General features: G+C 37.4%; 26 protein-coding genes. 10 read left to right on the top strand and 16 right to left on the bottom strand.

The features are described from left to right. Positions 1-82: 82 nt before the first annotated feature. The 5 genes from cdd to ED622_RS05665 all read right to left on the bottom strand — a co-directional run bounded on the left by cdd (position 83) and on the right by ED622_RS05665 (position 4,178). Positions 83-991: a cytidine deaminase gene (gene cdd / locus ED622_RS05685; protein ID WP_122032978.1), complete on the bottom strand. Its 909-nt coding sequence runs from the start codon at positions 989-991 to the stop codon at positions 83-85. A 148-nt stretch (positions 992-1,139) separates the two neighbouring features. Next, positions 1,140-1,817, bottom strand: a complete 678-nt coding sequence (locus ED622_RS05680) for a CidB/LrgB family autolysis modulator (RefSeq protein ID WP_122032977.1) — start codon at positions 1,815-1,817, stop codon at positions 1,140-1,142. Further along, positions 1,817-2,167: a CidA/LrgA family protein gene (locus tag ED622_RS05675; RefSeq protein ID WP_122032976.1), complete on the bottom strand. Its 351-nt coding sequence runs from the start codon at positions 2,165-2,167 to the stop codon at positions 1,817-1,819. The genes ED622_RS05680 and ED622_RS05675 overlap by 1 nt, the downstream gene beginning before the upstream one ends. Further along, positions 2,164-3,588, bottom strand: a complete 1,425-nt coding sequence (gene sbcB / locus ED622_RS05670) for an exodeoxyribonuclease I (RefSeq protein WP_122032975.1) — start codon at positions 3,586-3,588, stop codon at positions 2,164-2,166. Before sbcB ends, ED622_RS05675 begins: the two co-directional genes overlap by 4 nt. A gap of 167 nt (positions 3,589-3,755) precedes the next feature. Then, entirely contained in the window at positions 3,756-4,178 is a 423-nt protein-coding gene (locus tag ED622_RS05665; RefSeq protein WP_023603441.1) for an Arc family DNA-binding protein, read from the bottom strand. Between the two features lie 111 nt (positions 4,179-4,289). Here ED622_RS05665 and ED622_RS05660 point away from each other — a divergent pair, with 111 nt between their 5' ends. Beyond that, complete coding sequence (locus ED622_RS05660; protein WP_122032974.1) at positions 4,290-4,448, top strand: Arc family DNA-binding protein; 159 nt, start codon at positions 4,290-4,292, stop codon at positions 4,446-4,448. A gap of 9 nt (positions 4,449-4,457) precedes the next feature. Continuing rightward, on the top strand, positions 4,458-5,609 hold the full coding sequence (locus ED622_RS05655; RefSeq protein ID WP_122032973.1) for a site-specific integrase: 1,152 nt from the start codon (positions 4,458-4,460) through the stop codon (positions 5,607-5,609). A gap of 68 nt (positions 5,610-5,677) precedes the next feature. Here ED622_RS05655 and ED622_RS05650 read toward each other — a convergent pair whose 3' ends face one another. The 9 genes from ED622_RS05650 to ED622_RS05610 all read right to left on the bottom strand — a co-directional run bounded on the left by ED622_RS05650 (position 5,678) and on the right by ED622_RS05610 (position 11,150). Further along, positions 5,678-6,088, bottom strand: coding sequence for a hypothetical protein (locus ED622_RS05650; RefSeq protein ID WP_122032972.1), 411 nt, complete (start codon positions 6,086-6,088; stop codon positions 5,678-5,680). After that, positions 6,088-7,146 (bottom strand): hypothetical protein, encoded by a 1,059-nt coding sequence (locus ED622_RS05645; protein WP_162922470.1) that lies wholly within the window; start codon positions 7,144-7,146, stop codon positions 6,088-6,090. Before ED622_RS05645 ends, ED622_RS05650 begins: the two co-directional genes overlap by 1 nt. A 16-nt stretch (positions 7,147-7,162) precedes the next feature. Then, positions 7,163-8,074 carry a hypothetical protein gene (locus ED622_RS05640; RefSeq protein WP_162922469.1) on the bottom strand — a complete coding sequence of 304 codons (912 nt, stop codon included), beginning with the start codon at positions 8,072-8,074 and terminating at the stop codon, positions 7,163-7,165. Between the two features lie 200 nt (positions 8,075-8,274). After that, on the bottom strand, positions 8,275-8,559 hold the full coding sequence (locus ED622_RS05635; protein WP_122032969.1) for an AlpA family transcriptional regulator: 285 nt from the start codon (positions 8,557-8,559) through the stop codon (positions 8,275-8,277). Positions 8,560-8,635: 76 nt separating this feature from the next. Next, on the bottom strand, positions 8,636-9,019 hold the full coding sequence (locus ED622_RS05630) for a hypothetical protein (RefSeq protein WP_122032968.1): 384 nt from the start codon (positions 9,017-9,019) through the stop codon (positions 8,636-8,638). After that, positions 9,007-9,678, bottom strand: coding sequence for a DUF2786 domain-containing protein (locus ED622_RS05625; protein WP_122032967.1), 672 nt, complete (start codon positions 9,676-9,678; stop codon positions 9,007-9,009). The genes ED622_RS05630 and ED622_RS05625 overlap by 13 nt, the downstream gene beginning before the upstream one ends. Then, positions 9,675-9,914, bottom strand: coding sequence for a hypothetical protein (locus ED622_RS05620; RefSeq protein ID WP_122032966.1), 240 nt, complete (start codon positions 9,912-9,914; stop codon positions 9,675-9,677). Before ED622_RS05620 ends, ED622_RS05625 begins: the two co-directional genes overlap by 4 nt. Positions 9,915-10,084: 170 nt before the next feature. Continuing rightward, a complete protein-coding gene (locus ED622_RS05615) occupies positions 10,085-10,342 on the bottom strand; it encodes a hypothetical protein (protein WP_060990846.1) in 258 nt (85 codons plus the stop codon). A gap of 157 nt (positions 10,343-10,499) precedes the next feature. Continuing rightward, positions 10,500-11,150 (bottom strand): LexA family protein, encoded by a 651-nt coding sequence (locus ED622_RS05610; RefSeq protein WP_371413430.1) that lies wholly within the window; start codon positions 11,148-11,150, stop codon positions 10,500-10,502. Between the two features lie 122 nt (positions 11,151-11,272). Between ED622_RS05610 and ED622_RS05605 the strand changes: the two genes are divergently transcribed. The 6 genes from ED622_RS05605 (at position 11,273) to ED622_RS05580 (ending at position 14,459) form a co-directional block, all read left to right on the top strand. Then, entirely contained in the window at positions 11,273-11,503 is a 231-nt protein-coding gene (locus tag ED622_RS05605; protein WP_045102190.1) for a helix-turn-helix domain-containing protein, read from the top strand. A gap of 52 nt (positions 11,504-11,555) precedes the next feature. Continuing rightward, positions 11,556-12,101 (top strand): toxin YdaT family protein, encoded by a 546-nt coding sequence (locus ED622_RS05600; RefSeq protein ID WP_122032964.1) that lies wholly within the window; start codon positions 11,556-11,558, stop codon positions 12,099-12,101. Positions 12,102-12,241: 140 nt separating this feature from the next. Then, positions 12,242-12,949, top strand: coding sequence for a helix-turn-helix domain-containing protein (locus ED622_RS05595; RefSeq protein ID WP_122032963.1), 708 nt, complete (start codon positions 12,242-12,244; stop codon positions 12,947-12,949). 9 nt (positions 12,950-12,958) lie between these two features. Beyond that, positions 12,959-13,687 carry an ATP-binding protein gene (locus tag ED622_RS05590; RefSeq protein ID WP_122032962.1) on the top strand — a complete coding sequence of 243 codons (729 nt, stop codon included), beginning with the start codon at positions 12,959-12,961 and terminating at the stop codon, positions 13,685-13,687. Continuing rightward, the gene (locus ED622_RS05585) at positions 13,684-13,878 is read left to right on the top strand and encodes a hypothetical protein (RefSeq protein WP_122032961.1); all 195 of its coding nucleotides are present in this window, start codon (positions 13,684-13,686) and stop codon (positions 13,876-13,878) included. The genes ED622_RS05590 and ED622_RS05585 overlap by 4 nt, the downstream gene beginning before the upstream one ends. Further along, complete coding sequence (locus tag ED622_RS05580; protein ID WP_122032960.1) at positions 13,875-14,459, top strand: hypothetical protein; 585 nt, start codon at positions 13,875-13,877, stop codon at positions 14,457-14,459. Before ED622_RS05585 ends, ED622_RS05580 begins: the two co-directional genes overlap by 4 nt. A 297-nt stretch (positions 14,460-14,756) precedes the next feature. Here the strand turns inward: ED622_RS05580 and ED622_RS05575 are convergent, their stop codons facing one another. Next, the gene (locus ED622_RS05575; protein WP_122032959.1) at positions 14,757-16,574 is read right to left on the bottom strand and encodes a hypothetical protein; all 1,818 of its coding nucleotides are present in this window, start codon (positions 16,572-16,574) and stop codon (positions 14,757-14,759) included. A 126-nt stretch (positions 16,575-16,700) separates the two neighbouring features. Further along, complete coding sequence (locus tag ED622_RS05570) at positions 16,701-17,474, bottom strand: hypothetical protein (protein ID WP_122032958.1); 774 nt, start codon at positions 17,472-17,474, stop codon at positions 16,701-16,703. 249 nt (positions 17,475-17,723) lie between these two features. On the opposite strand from ED622_RS05570, the gene ED622_RS05565 reads away from it, so the two are divergent. Continuing rightward, positions 17,724-17,936: an HP1 family phage holin gene (locus ED622_RS05565; RefSeq protein WP_122032957.1), complete on the top strand. Its 213-nt coding sequence runs from the start codon at positions 17,724-17,726 to the stop codon at positions 17,934-17,936. Beyond that, the gene (locus ED622_RS05560; RefSeq protein WP_122032956.1) at positions 17,917-18,444 is read left to right on the top strand and encodes a lysozyme; all 528 of its coding nucleotides are present in this window, start codon (positions 17,917-17,919) and stop codon (positions 18,442-18,444) included. Before ED622_RS05565 ends, ED622_RS05560 begins: the two co-directional genes overlap by 20 nt. Positions 18,445-18,516 lie beyond the last annotated feature (72 nt).

Below are 18,516 nucleotides of genomic sequence, written 5' to 3'. Positions count from 1 at the left end.
AAATAGACAGAGCCGTTGAGATTTGAAGTTAAAAAAAGAGGAGCAAATTAGCTCCTCTTTTTTTGATTGACTCTTAATCCACTTATATCGCAGCGTACTCTAAAGTCACTTCAGGGCTAAGAGCCTCTAATGTACTTTTAGTTATTGCTAAGTGACTAATTGCGCCTTTATGATTTTCAACCAAGGCTGCTGCTGTTATCTCTGATAAACATTCACGAGACATATTGGCATGGATTAGGGCAACTTGAAGTGGTGGTAAGCTTGGGTTGAATGCCGCATTCTCAGCGTACATACCGTGATAAACATGACCGCTCTTCATTTCAAGTGCAATACCACTGATATTATGTGAATACGGAGCATGACTTTGATTTGCTGCTTTCAATGCGTTAATTAATAGATCAGAGCCAGCATCTAACGAAAGATCATGTGAAACCGACGCCAATAGACCGCCTTCAATGCCTAGATCTTTTGGACCAAAAGATTCAGGTAAATATTCTTGTAGAGACTTCTCATCGCGCTCAGGCAATTGAATCATCAAGCTATCAGCCGTTGTTAGCTCGTTCATGAATTGACGACAATGACCACAAGGGCTGAAGTTGATAGTGATATCAGAAATACCCGTTTCACCTTTGATCCACGCATGGCTAATAGCAGATTGCTCAGCATGAATGGTTTGGCCTAACTGAACCCCACTAAACTCCATATTGGCACCGAAATAAAGGTTGCCAGAGTTACCACGTACGATAGCGCCAACATAAAAGTTAGAGATTGGAGCAACAGAGAATGCCGCAGCAAGAGGAAGCAAGGCTAAACGTAATTCTTTATCATCGAGTTTGCTCTCAGCGAGTAAAGCTTGAAACTGCGCTTTAGTAATGACGCCTTTAAATTGGGTATTGATTAAAGAAGCTAGTGCTGATTGTAAATCTGCAGGCAGATCAGAAAGGGCATTTTCTAAGCGTTGTTGTACTGCGGTAGAGTGTAGAGTGGTCATCGGTGTGATCCTTTTTAATTTCTTCTGGGCTCATTATTAGGGACTATAGCCATAGAAACATAGATCAATATCACACTCATTGATGTAAAGATACATTATTTACATCAATGAGAGAGAGGTCACACTGGTTTGGTGGGATTTTAACCGATTACCCTTTTATAAATACCAATAATGAGTAAATAAGAGGGGCAACCAATGAAGTAATTATCCCACAGATAACTAAAGCGAGAGAACTAAACGCCGCATCTTGAGAATCAACCTCAGCCGCTTGGGCAGTACCAAGGGCATGAGAAACATTCCCCATGGTTAACCCTCTTGCCAGTGAGCTTTTAATTCCTAACATATTATAGATAGGGTAAGCACAGATAGCGCCCATCAAACCGGCTAATAAAACCAAGATAGCCGCAATCGCTGCTTCACCTTCAAGTTGACTTGAGATAGCCATCGCAATCGGTGTGGTAACTGATTTTGGTAATATACTTGCAACCAATTGCATATCTGCGCCCATCCATACTGCTAAGAACGCACCAGACAGCATTGAAAACAGTGAGCCTACAGAGCACGCCAGCAGAATGATTTTCCAGTTTTCACGAATATGAGGTAATTGCTCATATAAAGGGTAAGCCAAAGCAACGACAGCAGGTTGCAACAAGTAACTTAAAAACGCATTGTCAGCGTAATAGGTTTCATAAGGCACCTGTAAGACCATCAAGATTGGAATAACGATACAAACACTCAATAATAATGGGTTATTGATTGGGTGAGGGAAACGCTTCGCAAACCAACGAGCCGAATAAAAAACAATAACGGTTAAAATAACCCACATTATTTATTTCCTCTATCAAGGCGATCAATAAATAACGATAGGCAGACTAAAACCAATAATGAGCCACCAGCGGTACTCACAATGATTGGAATCGCATTGTTGATTAACAAATCGAAATGCGTCATTAACCCAACGGAGATCGGAATAAATAAAATTAACATATTACGCATGAAAAATTGGCAACCTGTCGCGGCCCAGTCCGGCCTGCATACACCAATAACCATAGCGGAGAATAAAATAAGCATTCCAAGAATACTGCCGGGTACTGAAATATTTAGCCAAGATTGAATGCCGTTTCCAGCAAACAGTGAGGCGAAAATCCATGCGAAAGAGTAAAGATATTTAATCATGATACTAACTGTTGTACGTAATTATAAACGGCGCGAAGAATCGCAGTCTTTTTTTCATTGCCTTCCGATTCAAGGTATAGGTTTTCAAAACTTGATTCATATTCTGGCAAATGAGTTTGGAAATAATCTTGTAAGTGAGCTTGCCACTTTAATTGCTCAGTCTCGTTTAGCGTGTGCGGGAAATTACGCGCACGGTAGCGGAACAATAAAGGCTTAATGCGAGGATCACTAACATTAGGTTCAAAATCGATAAGCTGCTCAGGGGTTGATTGACGGATGATATCAATCGTCGTTTTATCAGCATGAGAGAAGAAACCATCATATAGAAGGGTATCTACATTGGTTGATTTCTCATAATTAGGCTCAATGCTGTAAAGCGCAATTAGCTTTTGTCTGATCTCAGGATTATCACGGATCACTTTAAGATTCTTTAAACACGCCGCTCTGTCTACATTTAGGTTTTCAGCATTCTCAGCCGTCAATGTTTTAGCAGGCGCAAGAATAGGGCACTTGTTTAAATGTACTAATTTTACAGGAACCGGTAATTCATCAGGCGCAAGATCAGCACGTTTGGTATAAATGCGTTGATGTAATTGCTCTGCATCTAATTCTAGGAACACTCTTGGGTCTAATGCTAAATCAATCGTAATGACAGCGTTGTTATTCGTTGGGTGCCAAGCAACAGGCACAATCCAACTGATATTGCCTCTATCTACGCCAAACATACCAGACACGTGCATTAACGGTGTCATTTCAACAATATCGATTAACGTTGCCGCTTTCTTTTTATGACGCATAGAAAGCAGGTAGTTAAACATTTTTGGTTGTGCTTTCTTAACGACTTTGGCTAACTCGATGGTGGCAATAACATCGGCCATCGCATCGTGGGCATTTTCATGTTCAATGCCGTTTGCTTGAGAGAGCTTTTCTAATCTAAAGGTTGGCTTGCCTTCTTCGTCTTTTGGCCATTCGATGCCTTCAGGACGTAGGGCATAAACAGCACGCATTACATCAAGTAGATCCCAACGTGAGTTACCGTTCTGCCAGCTCCAACCATACGGTTCAAAGAAGTTACGATATAAGGTATAGCGAGAAACTTCATCATCAAAACGAATGTTGTTATAGCCTAGCGAGCAGGTATTTGGTTTTGATAGTTCGTTATGGATTTGAGTAATGAACTCAGGCTCAGACAGGCCTTTATTTACCGCAGTTTGTGGCGTGATGCCAGTAATTAAACAGGCTTCAGGAGAAGGTAAATAATCAATTGGAGGGCGGCAGTAAATAACTAATGGCTCACCAATGATATTGAAATCTTCATCGGTACGAACCCCTGCGAATTGGCATGGGCGATCGAGAGATGGGCTAGTTCCCCATGTTTCATAATCAAAGAAGAAGAAGGACGGGTCATTACTACTATTCATGGCTATATTCCAAAAGTATCGTATTCATATAATATGCCTAATTAAACAAGGAGTTAAAGTATTAAAAGTCTATCTATTCAATGTGCCATATATAGATAAATAGCGCTTAATATTCGCACTTTCGTCCAAATCGGTGTCCAATTTTGACTTTTAGTGCGTCCAAAAAATCACTTAAATTCAACGAAAATACTGTCCGAATTTAATTCACTAACCACATAGCCCAGCTCAATTAGCAATTGGCGTAATGGTTGTACTAAAGCATAGACTGCTTGGTCTGTTTCATCTTCTATTTCAAGATATGAGATATCAATCACAGTGTTTAGTTTACCAAGCTTTATTGCATCATTAATAGCGGTAAACGAACGAATTTTTAAATTTTCAAATAAATGCTGCTGTGCCTGCAAAGCCATTAACTTTGCTTGCTGTGCAGTAATTAACCTTTCAGGCTCGCTATGCAGGATCAAACTCTGCTCTAAGCGGTTCACAATCTCAGAGTTAACCGAGCGGCCATTAAGTTCTGCAGCTTTATGAATTTGATCTTTAAGTTCAGTAGGGACACGAACATTAATCTGTGGTGGTCTTGCCGTCATGATTTAACCCAATTTATAGAACAATTTGACAATGGTAGCCAATTGCTACCATAATTCAATGGTAGCCAAATGGATACCATTTGAAATCAAGTTAAAGATTGGGGCGGAGCCATGAATCAAAAGACAGCAAAAAGACCGAATCCATACGGATTAAGATTATCGGATGACTTAAAAGCAGAGCTAAAAGGAAAAGCAGCAGAATCACAACGCTCATTGAATGCAGAAATCATCTATCGACTAACGCAGTCACTTACCAAGCAATCAATTTAGGGCAAGAACATGGCGATTTTAGACAAGCAATTGAAAGCCATTCATAAGCAAGACTACACAGGAACGCCAGAACTCAGTGATGGTGAAGGCTTGGTGGCGCGTATAACCCCAAAAGGGAAGATAACTTTTCAGTATCGATGCCGATTCAATAAGAAAAACCTAAGAATAAGAATTGGACGTTACCCAAACATCAGCATTAAAGAAGCGCGACGCATTCACCATGAGATGATCGAGTTAAGAGAGCAGGGCAGAAACCCAGAAATAGCGCTCACAGGTGAGACAGAATTTGTAACTTTAAATCAGTGCCTAGATTATTGGTTTGATAATCACGTAAAGCATTTAAAGAAAGGAACAATTGAGCTGTATGTGTCTGTAGCCAAAAACTACTTCTATGATGCGTTCCCTGAAATGAATGTAGAAACCATAACAGCGCGAGAGTGGATGGTATGGTTAGATAAAATCGCAGAGAAGAATCCTAAAATGGCCAATTCAACCTTTGCCAAGATGCGAGCTTGTCTAAATTACTGCAAACATAAATTCTTAATTGATAATACAAACTTCGAGCGATTACATCAGCGCCATGTAGGTACGCCATCAGAAGTAGGAACAAGAGTGCCAACGTGGGATGAACTCAGAGAAATTTGGGTAGCCATTGAACGGACGCAAGCAAGTACTGCCAATAAGACGCTGCACCAGCTGACTATGTTATGGGGTAATCGACTTTCAGAACTGCGATTAGCAAGAAGAAGCCATTTTGATATGGAAAGAGGGATTTGGACCGTACCTAAAGAGCTAAGTAAAACAGGTAAGCCGATCCGTCGCCCAATACCAACCAAAGTGAGATCAATACTAGAACGAGTAATGGCAACGTATGACGATGTGTTGTTCCCTGGCTTTGATTTGAATACACCAATAACCATATCCGCCGCGAACAAATATATTCGTCGTTTACGAGCAACGTTAAAACTTGAGTATTGGCGAACGCATGACTTTAGACGTTCGTTATCAACAGGCGCTTCAGAGCTTGGTGTTATGCCGCATGTGGTGGAGAAGATGCTAGGCCATGAATTAGGAGGAGTTTTATCCGTATACAATAAGCATGATTGGTTAGATGAGCAGTTAAAGGCTTATGAGTGTTATGCGGAGAGACTGGATCTATGAAGGGTAGTAAATTATTTTTCTATGCTTAAGGTTATAATGAATGCTCCAAAGTTATGGAGCATTGTTATTTATCTATTGTGGTAAAGAGAATTACTTATTTTAAGTGTAGATGCTAGCTCTGCATAGATGAAATCGTCATCTGTTGGCTCCGTAGTTTCGGTAAGAGCAGTCGTGTCAAAATGAACGTAATCATTATCATTTGTTTCTATGGTATTTGTTTGGAGTGTTGAGCTTAAATGAATCTCATCATTATCAACAGATTCTGTAGTTTTTGTGAAGGTTGTTGTGTCATAAATATGCATATTTATTTCATCAAAATCTACAGATTCAATTGTACTAGTTAATAGTGTTGTATCGGTAGCCAGTATTAGTTCATCTTGATCTGTTCCTTCTATTGAGAAGGTTTGTGCTGTTGAGCTTAACTTTTTACATGATTGAATTGCAAATTGTTCACTATAATTCATTATATATGGTTTCACTATTGCTCCTTAACTATTGCTAGTAATGTATCTCCAATAACAAAGTCATCACTAACTGTAATGACGGAGTAATTATCTGATAGATTAAGTGATGTTACTACAAATTTGAGTGTATCTTCACCTTCTTTGTTTGATTTCGATAATAAGAATAAGACATTAGTATTAGGGCTTAGTATTTTTGACAAATTTGATAGTTCATTAGGTGAAAACATACCTTCTGGATTTATTAAAATAAATTCATTATCAATTCTTGAAGCTATTTCGTTATCTATTATATTATTAACATATGGATTTATAGTAATGAATACATATAGTAAGAAACTTATTGATAAACTAAACATAAAGCTTTTCTCTATGTTTTTTACTAAGGAAGCATAAAAGTGTTGTTCATCCTTAGCTGCTTGCCAATCTATATAAATATTATTAGCGAGTAAAGATGGTGTTGGTAATTTTTTTATTGACGCAAATGTGCTTCGTAATGTGTTTTTAATTTGTAGATATTTATAAATAAGGATTAACCCACTTAAAAGATGAATGAATGACATTAATAAAAAGAATAGTAATAAATAACTTATAATGCCACCATTAAAGTAAGTTATTGTTATGCTAACTAAGTATGAGAATAGCCCTGCATAAAATAATGATATGGAAACATAATTATTTACTTTGTTATTTAATATGTTAATGCTATTTGTAACGTCATCATATTTATATTTTACATATTCTAGTCTTAATTCTGGTTTATTACCATTTTGTTTTAGTTTTCTAAAGTTTGTTTTCAATTCATCTTTTTTTTCTTCGGTTATAAAATTTGTGAAACTTTCTAACTTTATTATGTGTAAAAAATTAAATTTGTATTTTGATACGGTAAATAAATAAAGTTTTGTATGTCCCAAAGGAAGGGTTAAGATAGATAGTCTTAGAGACTCATACCAGTTTGTATTATATTCTAATGTTCCAAAATTATTATCGTTTGATATGTGAAGTACAGGAATGACATTAAATAACTTGGTAGTTATGAATAATATTTTTAATAGAAAAGAAGGAAGGTTATGCAAATCTAGATCCTTAAATTTATACATCAGTTAGGTGGTTAATAATAGCATGTGATATTTCATACCCAGTTTCTAGTTCTAACCATGCCCATTGTCCATTAGCATTCATTTCTAAGAAATACCAATTACTATCTTTTATTAAAAGATCAAAACATCCAAAATGCATATTACATAGTTTCATGTAATTTAAACACTTTTCTTTTATTTCGTTAGGTATATCAAACATGCTGTATGAAACGGTATTATTTGGTTTTCGCCAGTCGATATTATTAGTAGATGTTATTTTTACAGGAAAAAAATTATTATCAATGACAGTTACTCTAACTTCATAATCCTTTTCTATATAATCTTGGAGATATACTGGACTAAATTTAAATAAATCAGTATTAAATGAGGGGTTTATTTTATTTGTTTGCACAAATTCTTTTGTATCGTTAGTGGTTATTTCTCCAACAGATACGGGTTTAATAATTCCATTAGTAACGGTGAATTTATTTAATATTTCATTATTATTTGTAATTGCCATATTAGGAAGCGAAAACCCGACTTTTTTAACGAGAGATGCTTGTACTATTTTATTATTGGCTTTCCTCATTATTGATGGGCGAGTTAAGACTTTTCCTTCAAAAGATTCAGTAATTCCTTCTATAATGGAATAAACTTCTTTATGTATGAACTGATGGTATTTAATATTAAATCTATCATCTAAAATTTCCATTGTTGGTTTTCTAAAATAGATAGATAGGCAAGTAGATGATGTTATTTTATTATTATTATGCTCAATTTTAAAACCTTCAGTATCACAAGTGATTTTATATTCAGAAAATACATCGATATTAAATCTGAAAAATAAAATCTCAGGGTACTTTTTGATAAGATAATCACACGTTTTATCAAATGTGCTAGTTATCATTAAAATCTGTTTACTCATTACGATCATTACTCATATCTATTAAATTCAGTTAGGATATTACCATTTATGGCATGGATGTATTCTTTTTAATTTAATCAAAATAAAAAAGTTAGCAATGTTTTATGTTAAAATATTTGTTGCGAGCCTAAGTTATGTGCTAAAAAGACAAAAAGCGTCAGCACTTATTGCCTTTTCTTGTTTAAAATTCAATTTTAGTATTAACTACCAATCTTCAATTTCCACTCTTCAACAGCAGAACGTAACCATCTAAGTGGCATTCTTGTCACTGGTGCTGGAAAGCCTCGGTTCTTACGCCACATATATACAGTTGCTTTACTGGTGAGGCAAAACATATCTAAAACCTCATCATGGCAGATCAACTGCTTTGATGATTTAGGATAATCAGCACCAAGTTCTTCTTCAATCTCTTTGCTTGGAGCAGCTGATGGTAAAGGCTTTACTGAATACGAAAAAGCCATATTTGTAGGATAGTTATTTTCCATAATTAACCCTTATTCTTTGTTGAGAATGAATAACACACATAAAAAATCAAACAGCCAATGCCATAAATCGCTAAGCTCATTGTGAAGCCTCCTTGCTTGGTTCAAATATTCGTACACGATTAATAGTATGGAAACAGTTGCTATCACCTTTAAAAAGGCCGCCTTCTTTCAACTTGGCGCAACCTTGTGGTAATTGCTCACCACACATTTCACACGTACCAAGATCATCTTCAATCTTTGGTATCTCGGAATAAACCCGATGAATTAACGATTGGAGAGCTTCTTCACAGCTATACGCTTTATCAGGAAAGGCGAAGAACTCACAAATCTTGCTTAACTTGTTTTGCTCAACAGAGTGCAAAGGAACGCGAAGATCAATCACACCGTGTTTCTTTTTGTTATTACGTAACTTTTGAGCGCGTTTACGGTTTTGTTCTTTAATTTTGTCTATTGAAGGCATAGTCTTTCACCTTCTGAACCATGTATTGGCGTATTTACGTGAACGTTCTTACCATCATGAGAGCCTGTAAGGTAATCAGAGATAGAACCACCTTTACGCTGTCTTGATTTAGCCTTTTTCTCACTGTATGCACCAATGTGTTTACGATAATTTGTAATGCGTTCTTTCTCTTCTGGTGGTAACTCTTCAACATCTAAGTTACGTACAACAGAATTTACCCAGCCGTCACAATAACAATCTGCTCGCTTTGTTTTATTCTGTTTAGAAGTGCGAGGGTGGAYAGTAGCCAAGAACGCTTTACGAGCCAGTTTCAATTGACGAAAAAGCACATCAAAWGCATAAGCAGACATCATGGCCGTGTCTTTTCTACCTATRAATTTAAAATTATTTCCATGATACGAATACTGAAGAAGCACYTCACACTTAAACGAGCTGGCGATACTTGTCCCAAGATTTACAGCGTAAGCAACTGGCTTTTTCTGGATCTTAGAAGCAGTGGTGGTGGCTCCCATTTCAATGAAGTTAATATCATCTTCTGAAAGACCATACTTACGCATTAATTTATGAGCCATTGCCAAAGCGGTTGCAGCTTCATTTGGGTTGCCTGATTTRCCAASCTCAAAACACTTTTTGATTTTTTCTAAATGACGTGGATTCATGCYGCTTTMCCTTTCTTTGTTGGCTTCTTAATTGGCTTAAGAAGATTKCGAGCTTTTGCTAAGCATGAATCAAACACTCGGCCTTTGGTGAAAGTACAAGTGGTRCGATAGAAACGRAGARCTTCTTGAATGCCTCGGTTAATATCAGACGTTTCATAGCCGTCAGTTTGTAAAGCGGCATGTATATGTTTGCCAATAAACGCTTCTTGACTGTTTTGATAAGTTAATAGACTCATTACACATTTCCTTTTGGGTGAAACCCAGCAATCAGCATAAGTACTTGTAATTGGTGGTCAGCCAGTTATATACTGATTGCGAGTTGAAAGACTCATTGCACAAAGTTAGCCCTTATTGGTTTGGTCACTGATAAGGGTTTTCTTCTATCTGGTACTTAGTAAACCCCACATCAATAACTCAATCTGCTATTAATATTCTCAGCGGTGATTTGCAGCTTCTCAATTTTCGAGATTAGCTCATCACTTACTTCTGCTGTAAATGTCTCCAACAGCGACTTCGCCTCAACTTCAAAAGCCTTAAACTCATCGCGGATAGGGTGGTTTTGTGCTGTCTGGCTTACAGCAATATTGCCTAAAGTAATACTCTGGCGAACTTGCTCAGCCGTTGAGGCAAGTTTTGATAAATGGATTAACGAAAGTGTTTTCATATTTAGTCCTCTGTACTCATTTGATGATTTAAATATACATAACGTATATATCGTTGTAAATACAAAATGTATATTTATTTTCTTTTGGAGAGTTAATGACTAAAATTTAGGCATAAAAAAACCGCCACTAGGGCGGTTGATTAGGAATGTATATTGTTTAAAACAGTTTCATTTTGGCGTCTATAACAACACCAATGATCTTACAGTTTCCATTTATCGGAAGCATTGGGTAATCAGGGTTTAGTGGTTTAAGGTATTTTTGCCCAGCATCAATGATTAAGCGTTTAAATGTCGCTTCATTCACATCAGATAATTTGGCAATAACAAGTTTACCACTCTGTGCTTCAATACATGGATCAACTAATACCGCAGTACCTTCAGGAAAGCTTGGCGATGAGTTTGATGTCATTGAATCGCCTTTAACCCTTAGCCAGAAAGAATGCTCATTCGCTTTCTCTGTGGTGAGTAAGAACTCATCTACCTCACATAGTGAGTAGGGTTCGCAAGCCTCAGTCCATGCACCTGCTTGCACAGCACTGATTACTGGAAAGCTACTCTTGTATGCAAGTTCTGGTGATGGCGTTGTATTCTCAAGAGATGGATATTCAAGAGAGCCATCAGAATTTAGGATCAACTGATCTAACCTCAATTCTTTAAGAATCTTAGCTATGATTTCAAGGCTAGGGTCACGTCGTCCATTTAACCAATGACCTAAACCTCCAGGGGTAACTCCGATTTTTTCAGCTAATGCTTCTTGAGTTACTGATAGCTCCTTTAGGCGAGCTTTCACCATTTCAGTCCAATTCATTTTCATAACTCAACTATACAAAATGTAATAAACCATTCAACAAACACTATGTACATTTTGTTGATATTTATATGTACGTTATGTATATTGTAGTTCATCGCGTACATACAAGAGGTACTTATATGTCAAAGATTAAAGAAATCAGGGGAGGTGCTCTATTAACTCAAGCAAATTTAGCGACAAAACTTGGTATCTCAGCTTCTGCAATCAGTCATTTTGAAAAAGGTCGTCGTTTCCCTGACATAAACACTTGTTGGCGAATCGTTACTGCATTGAACGAGCTTGGTGCGAACTGCCAATTTACGGATGTATTCCCAAACCCGATGAATATTAATCATACGGAAAAAGAATAAAAACAGGTGAACCATAACACTCTGGATAAATAACCAGTACTAAGGACAAACCATGATAACCAGTTTAAAAGGCGTTATGCGTAACGCCATAGAAGGGTGGCGATGCGAAGTAAGCAAAGAGTTTATTGCTCAGAAAGTCGCAAGCGCTTATTTCAAAATGGGCTTACCACAAGAAGTCGATGCACAACGTAAAGAGCTGCTGAAAGTTCCTGGTGCGGATGACAAGAACAACACTCAAAACTTCTTTCGCTACAACGAACGAAGCAGTGTTGAAGCCAAAGCAACCATTATGGATTTATTACCAGCGATTATCAGCGTCATGCCAGTGGATAAGGCGTGTACTGCATTAAACCAATTTTTAAATCCACTTGGGTTCTCTGTTGCTGCCATTGGAGCAAATCAAACTCAAGTCAGCCGAGATCAACTCTTGGCGCAATTTAGTAAAGAATCGGGTGAGGCACTTCGTTCTGTACTTCTGTTAAGCGAAAACGCAAGCATTGACCAGCTACGCGCCGCTTTTAAAGAAGTTCAAGAAAGCGAAGGTGCTCATGAGCCAATTTTAAATTATCTAGAAACTTTAATTTCTAATAAGAAATAAGGACTTTGTGCAATGAGTCTTTCATATCAAAACATCCACGGCCAAATGCAGTGGATAGCAAGTAACCGTTTCATGCGCTGCGTTGTGACCAAATGCGAAGCTGAAGCCATTTTTAACCAGATGAAACAAAGGGCTAATCAATGAGTATGATCTTAATGGCAAAGGCCATGAGCATTAAAGTGGGKAATCCTACTCGTAAGCTTGTTTTACTTAAATTGGCCGATAACGCGAACGATAACGGTAARTGCTGGCCATCGTATGATCACATTGCTGARATGTGTGAAATYGACCGTCGAACTGCCATGCGTCACATCAAAGCATTATCTGAATCTGGCTTAGTAACTCTSACTTATCGTAAGGGTGAAAAGGGYAATTCTAGCAACATTTATCACCTTCATTTAGATGGTGACAAATTGTCACCCCCTAGTGACACACGATCACCAAGGGTAGTGTCAGAGGATCACCAACCTAGTGATCCTGTGTCACCCAGAACCAGTCATAGAACCAGTCAATTAGAACCAGTAAAAAATATAAAAAAATCTTTGRTYGAAAATTCTGAAATTCCTGAAGAGTTAAATCTGGTTGCATGGCAGCAGTGGCTTGAGTAYCGAGCAACCATCAAGAAGAAATACAAAACCCAACGTGGTGAGCTWACTGGCATCRCYAAGCTGCTTGAATTATCTCGCAACGATAAAAAACTACAGCAACGAATTATCGATCAATCCATCGACAACGAATGGCAAGGGTTGTTTGAACTCAAGACGAACACAGCAAGCCGCATGAACGAGATTGCGGAATATTCACCAGAGCTTGATGCGTCGCAGTTTGCCGCTCCCAAAGGTTACTAAGGAATTATCATGAATTTAATGGCTAGATTACAACAAATCGTTCCAGCGCATATTGTTCCCCACACACCAGAACGCATGGCACAAATTGCGAAGGAGTGCGAGCAGAGCGCATCAGACAAAGCACGTGACAGCTACCGAACAAGCCAAGTGCAATCTATCTTTGGCCGCAGCGGTATCAAGAAACGTCACCTAAATTGCAGCTTTGAAAATTACATCACTGAGAGCCAAGGCCAACGCCAAGCGTACAACCAAGCCAAGAACTGGTTAGTGAATTACCGCAAGGGTGCAACAAGCAGTTTTGTTTTCTCTGGTACACCAGGCACAGGTAAAAATCATTTGGCGTGTGCGATTGCGAACCGATTGATGGCACGTAAAACCTCAGTGCTTGTGATCACCGTAGCGGATTTGATGCTTAAAATTCGTGACAAGTACAAACCAAACTCAACCACGACTGAAGCGCAGTTTATGAAGTACCTCGGCAATCTGGATGTATTAATTCTTGATGAAGTAGGGCTGCAACGCATGAGCGACCATGAAAAACTGATGATGAATATGATCATCGATGCACGTTACACCAACGAGAAACCAACGGGCATTCTTACCAATCTTCAAACTGAAAATTTAACAGAGATGTTAGGACCACGAGTGATGGAGCGTTTGCTAGAAAATAACGGCGAGTGGGTAACGTTCTCATGGCCGAGCTTCAGAAAGAATAAGAAATTACAGGCGGTGTCATGAAAGGGATTTTTTACAACGCAGGTGGCCAAGCCGTCAAGATGGAGCCATTAGTATTAAGCGCTGATTGGGACCAAGCGATTGCAGAAGCTGCTAAACATATCAAAGGTGAGGTGATCACCATCGCAAACCGTTTTGCTCTTGTTGGTATTGGTAAAACAAGAGTGCTTATTGTGGATGAGAGTAACAAATGAATATTGAACGTGTGATCGCAAAGTTTGATTTAAAAGGGATTAACTACGAGCCATCAAAAGGCGGCAAAGCGTTAATGACATTAGAAGAGTATCTTGCCACAGTAGGGATAGCATGGAAGCAATCACCAGTAGGGTTCTTAGTGTTGTTCGTAGAATGTTTGAATGATGCACAATCAGCAAAGCAGTTATTCAAAGCAACAATGATTGAAGCAAATGAGATCATGAAAACATGGCGTGGAACGTATCCAGATAAAGCACTCAATGCACTGTGCATCACCGCCATTGCAGAGGCAACGCAACCATTAGGCCAAATCTGCCCAGAGTGTAATGGCTCAGGAAAGGTGAGAAGTAAGTGTAACCATTCAGTGAAATGCCCATGCTGTGACGATGGGCGTATTAAGTGGACTCAAGAAACCCGTTTTGCGTATTTTTGTTTAACTTTGAGGATCACATACTCACGCTTTTGCCGTTACATGCCAGTTATCAAAGCCTTGGTGGATTGGCTTTCAGATAAGAGGAACGCGGCGGCGTTGTCGGTGCAGGGGAGTGTGAGTGAGGAGGATAGTTTAGTTGCATGTTAAGCAGTTTTTTATTGGCTTGGCTAAAATGGTTTTAACTAAAATGTGAAATTAAATATTTACTAGCGCTGGGAATTACTTTTAAAGTATTGATTAACAGTAACAAAGAGCCACTAGCGTGGCTCGGAAGAGTTTTCAGAATTGAATTTACAGACCACAAATCACCAGGTTAAGAGTCAGTTTCTTCTACTGAGAAATTTATCGTTTGTATAGCTCGTTTGCTACGGTGCAGATTAAGCCTAAATTCCTCACTTATTAGAATGCCAAACTATAGTAAATTATTCTGATGTATCTGTTATGTTAAATTTGTTCTGAAATCATGAAGTTTTCATAATCGAGTTCATCTAATGATAGATCTTTTTCTCTTAGAGCATTAATCATTACGTCGTAGGATGATTTATGAACATGAAAAAGATCAAGTGAATCAAAATCTTGAATGTCATCATAAATAGATCCTATGATTAAAGTGTTATATGAACTATGTAAGTAGCTTAGTAGATTATCAACTAATTGAGGGCGAACATGACCGTAAAACGCTCTATGAGTAAGCTTGTTTCTAACTTTATAAATACGAAATAGTTGGTTCTTTACATCGTTCTTAGTTGCTTCAATCCTTTTTAATAGTTTTTTAGATGAACCAAAACACTCAAAAACATGTATTATTCTAAATATGACAAATTCCTCACCTAGTTTTGTTAGGTTTTTGTATATATCACGCCTATTACTTTCAATTTTCATTAAGTCAAAGTAGGCATCAACACTTAAATCTTTGATTTTAATTGAGCTGCTTGAAGTTTGACTAACCCATGAGTTTGGCATGTTAACCAACCTAGTCTCAAGTAACGATTTTGTATATCTAATCCTAATATCAACACTTTGAGAGCTATAAAATAAAGGCACGTAGTTCGTAATCCCTGATATTATATTTCCTTCTGTTTTTTCAAAAATGCATTCAAGAGCAATCCATAAGCCTAGCAATTTCTGTTCAAGAGATGTTGATTCTTTTGCAATTCTTAGATAACGCAAAGATCGGCTTAATACTTCATATCTATCAAGTGTTATAGAGTTTCTAAATGATATTTTAGTTGACTCTGGTATTAATTCTAATGAATCGGTGTCTTTGTTTGTAATAAATTGCTTTAATCTACTAATATTTATGGTTTGATCATGGAGTGAGGTTCCAGAGTTAAATTCGGTTAAGCAAATGGGAGAGTATTTCAGATTATATTGCGGCTTATCTATACTCATAAAGTCGACAACTTTATCTAGAACTTCGTTTGCCTTCCATGCAGCTGAAACATAATCTGTTGTATTCACAACAACTTTTGCCACAACTGACGAATCAAAACTTACAGCTAATTTTTTATAGTTACTCTCACTTATTAGATCCTTACGTTCTAAAAATTCTACATCTAAAATCTTTTTTGCCTCAAGGAGATACTTACTTAAAGGGGAAACCAAAAAATATACATTATAATCACTAACTCTTGCGGTCAATTTATCAAGGCAGCTAGTAAATTGCGCAGAGAAACTTCTTCGTCCATAATTCTTAATTCTAGTTAAATACTCCATTCTATTAAAGAGATAGGTAGGTGAGTATCCTTTCCATAGTAGGTAGCCAATATACATCTTTGTCAATTTATATATATCATCCATTACTCTTGATTTTTTAGTTAGGTCAACACTACCTATCACACTTGCTTTTAATTGTTTTTTTAATTCAATATAATATTTATCTTCTCGATTAAGAACAAGGTTAACCATCGTTTTAAGTTCTAAAGCAACAGGCTCACTTAATGAGTCTTTATTTAACTCTGTATTACTTAATAATAAATCATATAGCCCTTTCAGCACTTTCTTAGCTACCAAATCTGATTTAAGAACATTTTTATAGTCATTTAAAAGTATAATTAATAAATTCCCATTTTTAGGATCGATTAGATAGTCATCAATAGATTCAGCAATTTCTTCCGCACCAGACATTATATTCATAGTTTTAGACTGATAAAATGAAGGAGTATTTACAAATAACATTTCTTTCCACACTTCAATGAAAAACCTATTTCTAAAATCTAAAAATGGCAAGCCATCCCATGTTGTACATGTTATTTTTCTCATTTATACTTTTTCCTTAAATTATTTAATATTAATGTCTTGCTAAGCTGCGAATTTGGTTAGCTGACAAAGTTTACTTAACTTCAAATTAAAAACGCCGAGACTTCATGTGTCCGTTTGAGCCATTTGTTAGTTCTGTATCTTATTGTGGTATCTATAATCTGCAACGGCGACTTTATTTGTTTCATTCAAATCGATGTCTGGAAAGTTAATCTTTATATGCTCAATTAGGTTATGATAATCCACTTCAAATTGTGTTACATCTGAAAGGTAGCTATTTTCATACTTTTCACATTGGTTCCAGTCACCAAGCTCATGGGGCTTAATGAAGCGATGTAAATCAGCGTGACTAGATTGGCGAAAGTAAAAGCCATGTGAGCAGAATGCACTAAACGACTGGTAAAAAGCACGAAAGAAGGTTAATAACTGTTTATCATGTATGATAAAGGACGATGATTCAGCCAGACCCTCTACTCCATAGAAATAGTGCAAGGCAGGTGCGTAAAATTGTGAGTAATGCCCTCTATCAATCGACACATCCAGCTCATGTGTATTGAATGACTCTAATATCAATTTTATAGTAGCTTTATCTTTTAGCTCTTGAGTTGATAGCTTCTGTACTCTAGATAAATCTTCTCGTCTCTGTTTTCGAATAAATATATAGACAGCAACTGCTAGAAATACCACTCCTAACAGAATCATTAATATATCAGGAGCATTACTAATTTCAGCAGTAAACGTCGTATTACCATTTTGCACAGAAACTACTGCAGAGTAAGCCAATACCGAAGGAACACCAATAAGTAGGCTGCCAAGAGTCAGAAATGTACCAATGATTCTATTTTCTAATTTTGGATTTAACGTGGAATCAAGTTTTTTAAGAAGAATATCTTCAAGTGTCATTATTATATTTGCTCGTATTTATCAAAAAGGACTAATATTTAAGAATCAGGTTCATAGACTTAATAGGTAATCATCATACCTATTTTTTAAATTACTTTATACAAAGTATCATACGGAGTTTGACATTCGCCCTAAAACTCCGTAATATTACCACATTGAAGAACCTCGCCCATCCGGCGGGGTTTTTTTATACCTGCAATTTATGACGTTTACTGGCACCTTTCGGGGTGCTTTTTTTATGGGTGAAATATGCAAGAAAAGATAAGTTCTTTATCCGCGTATGTCTCTGGTTGGGCTTTTGCTTTGTTTGGTGCGTTCTCATTGCAAGATTGGATGAGCMTCGTTGGTGGGGTGTGCGTGGTGTCTACCGTGTTCATTAACCGYCATTACAAAAAGAAAACGCTCGAAGAAATTCGCAAACGTCCCATCAGCGAGAAATTATATGAAGAGATTAGCGACTAAAGCCATTTGTTCAGTGGGAGTCATACTGGGCGTTGTCTTTGGCATTGATTCCAATTTGGCTACCAGCGAACAAGGTTTATCGCATATCGCAAATTTGGAGGGGTGCCGAACACAGGCCTATCAATGCAGTGCCAATGTATGGACTGTCGGGGTAGGCCACACCAAATCAGTAAAACCCAATACTGAACTTTCAAACCAAGATATTGCGACCCATTTTGTAAACGACATTTCCTCTGCAGAAACCATTGTAAACAACGCCCTTAAAATTGAAGTTACCCAAGCTCAATACGATGTGATGGTGAGCTTTGTGTTTAACCTTGGTGCTGGTAACTTCCAACGCTCAACACTGCTTAAAAAATTCAATCAAAACGACATCACCGGCGCGTGTAATGAATTGCTTCGTTGGGTGTATGTCGATGGTAAAGATTGTCGAGTAAAAGAAAGCAATTGCGCTGGCATCGTCAAGCGTCGTCACATTGAGCAACAAGCGTGTTTAAATGGATGGTGATATGGCATTTTCAATCAAGAACGTGGCGTTGTATTTGTCCCTTGGCTTATTACTCGCTTGTGGGCTTTCTAT

The sequence above is a fragment of the Aliivibrio sp. EL58 genome (genome assembly GCF_900312675.1).
In the GTDB taxonomy this organism is placed as follows: domain Bacteria; phylum Pseudomonadota; class Gammaproteobacteria; order Enterobacterales; family Vibrionaceae; genus Aliivibrio.
The sequence above is the reverse complement of the archived record's forward strand: the minus strand, read 5'-3'. Positions and strand labels throughout refer to the sequence as shown.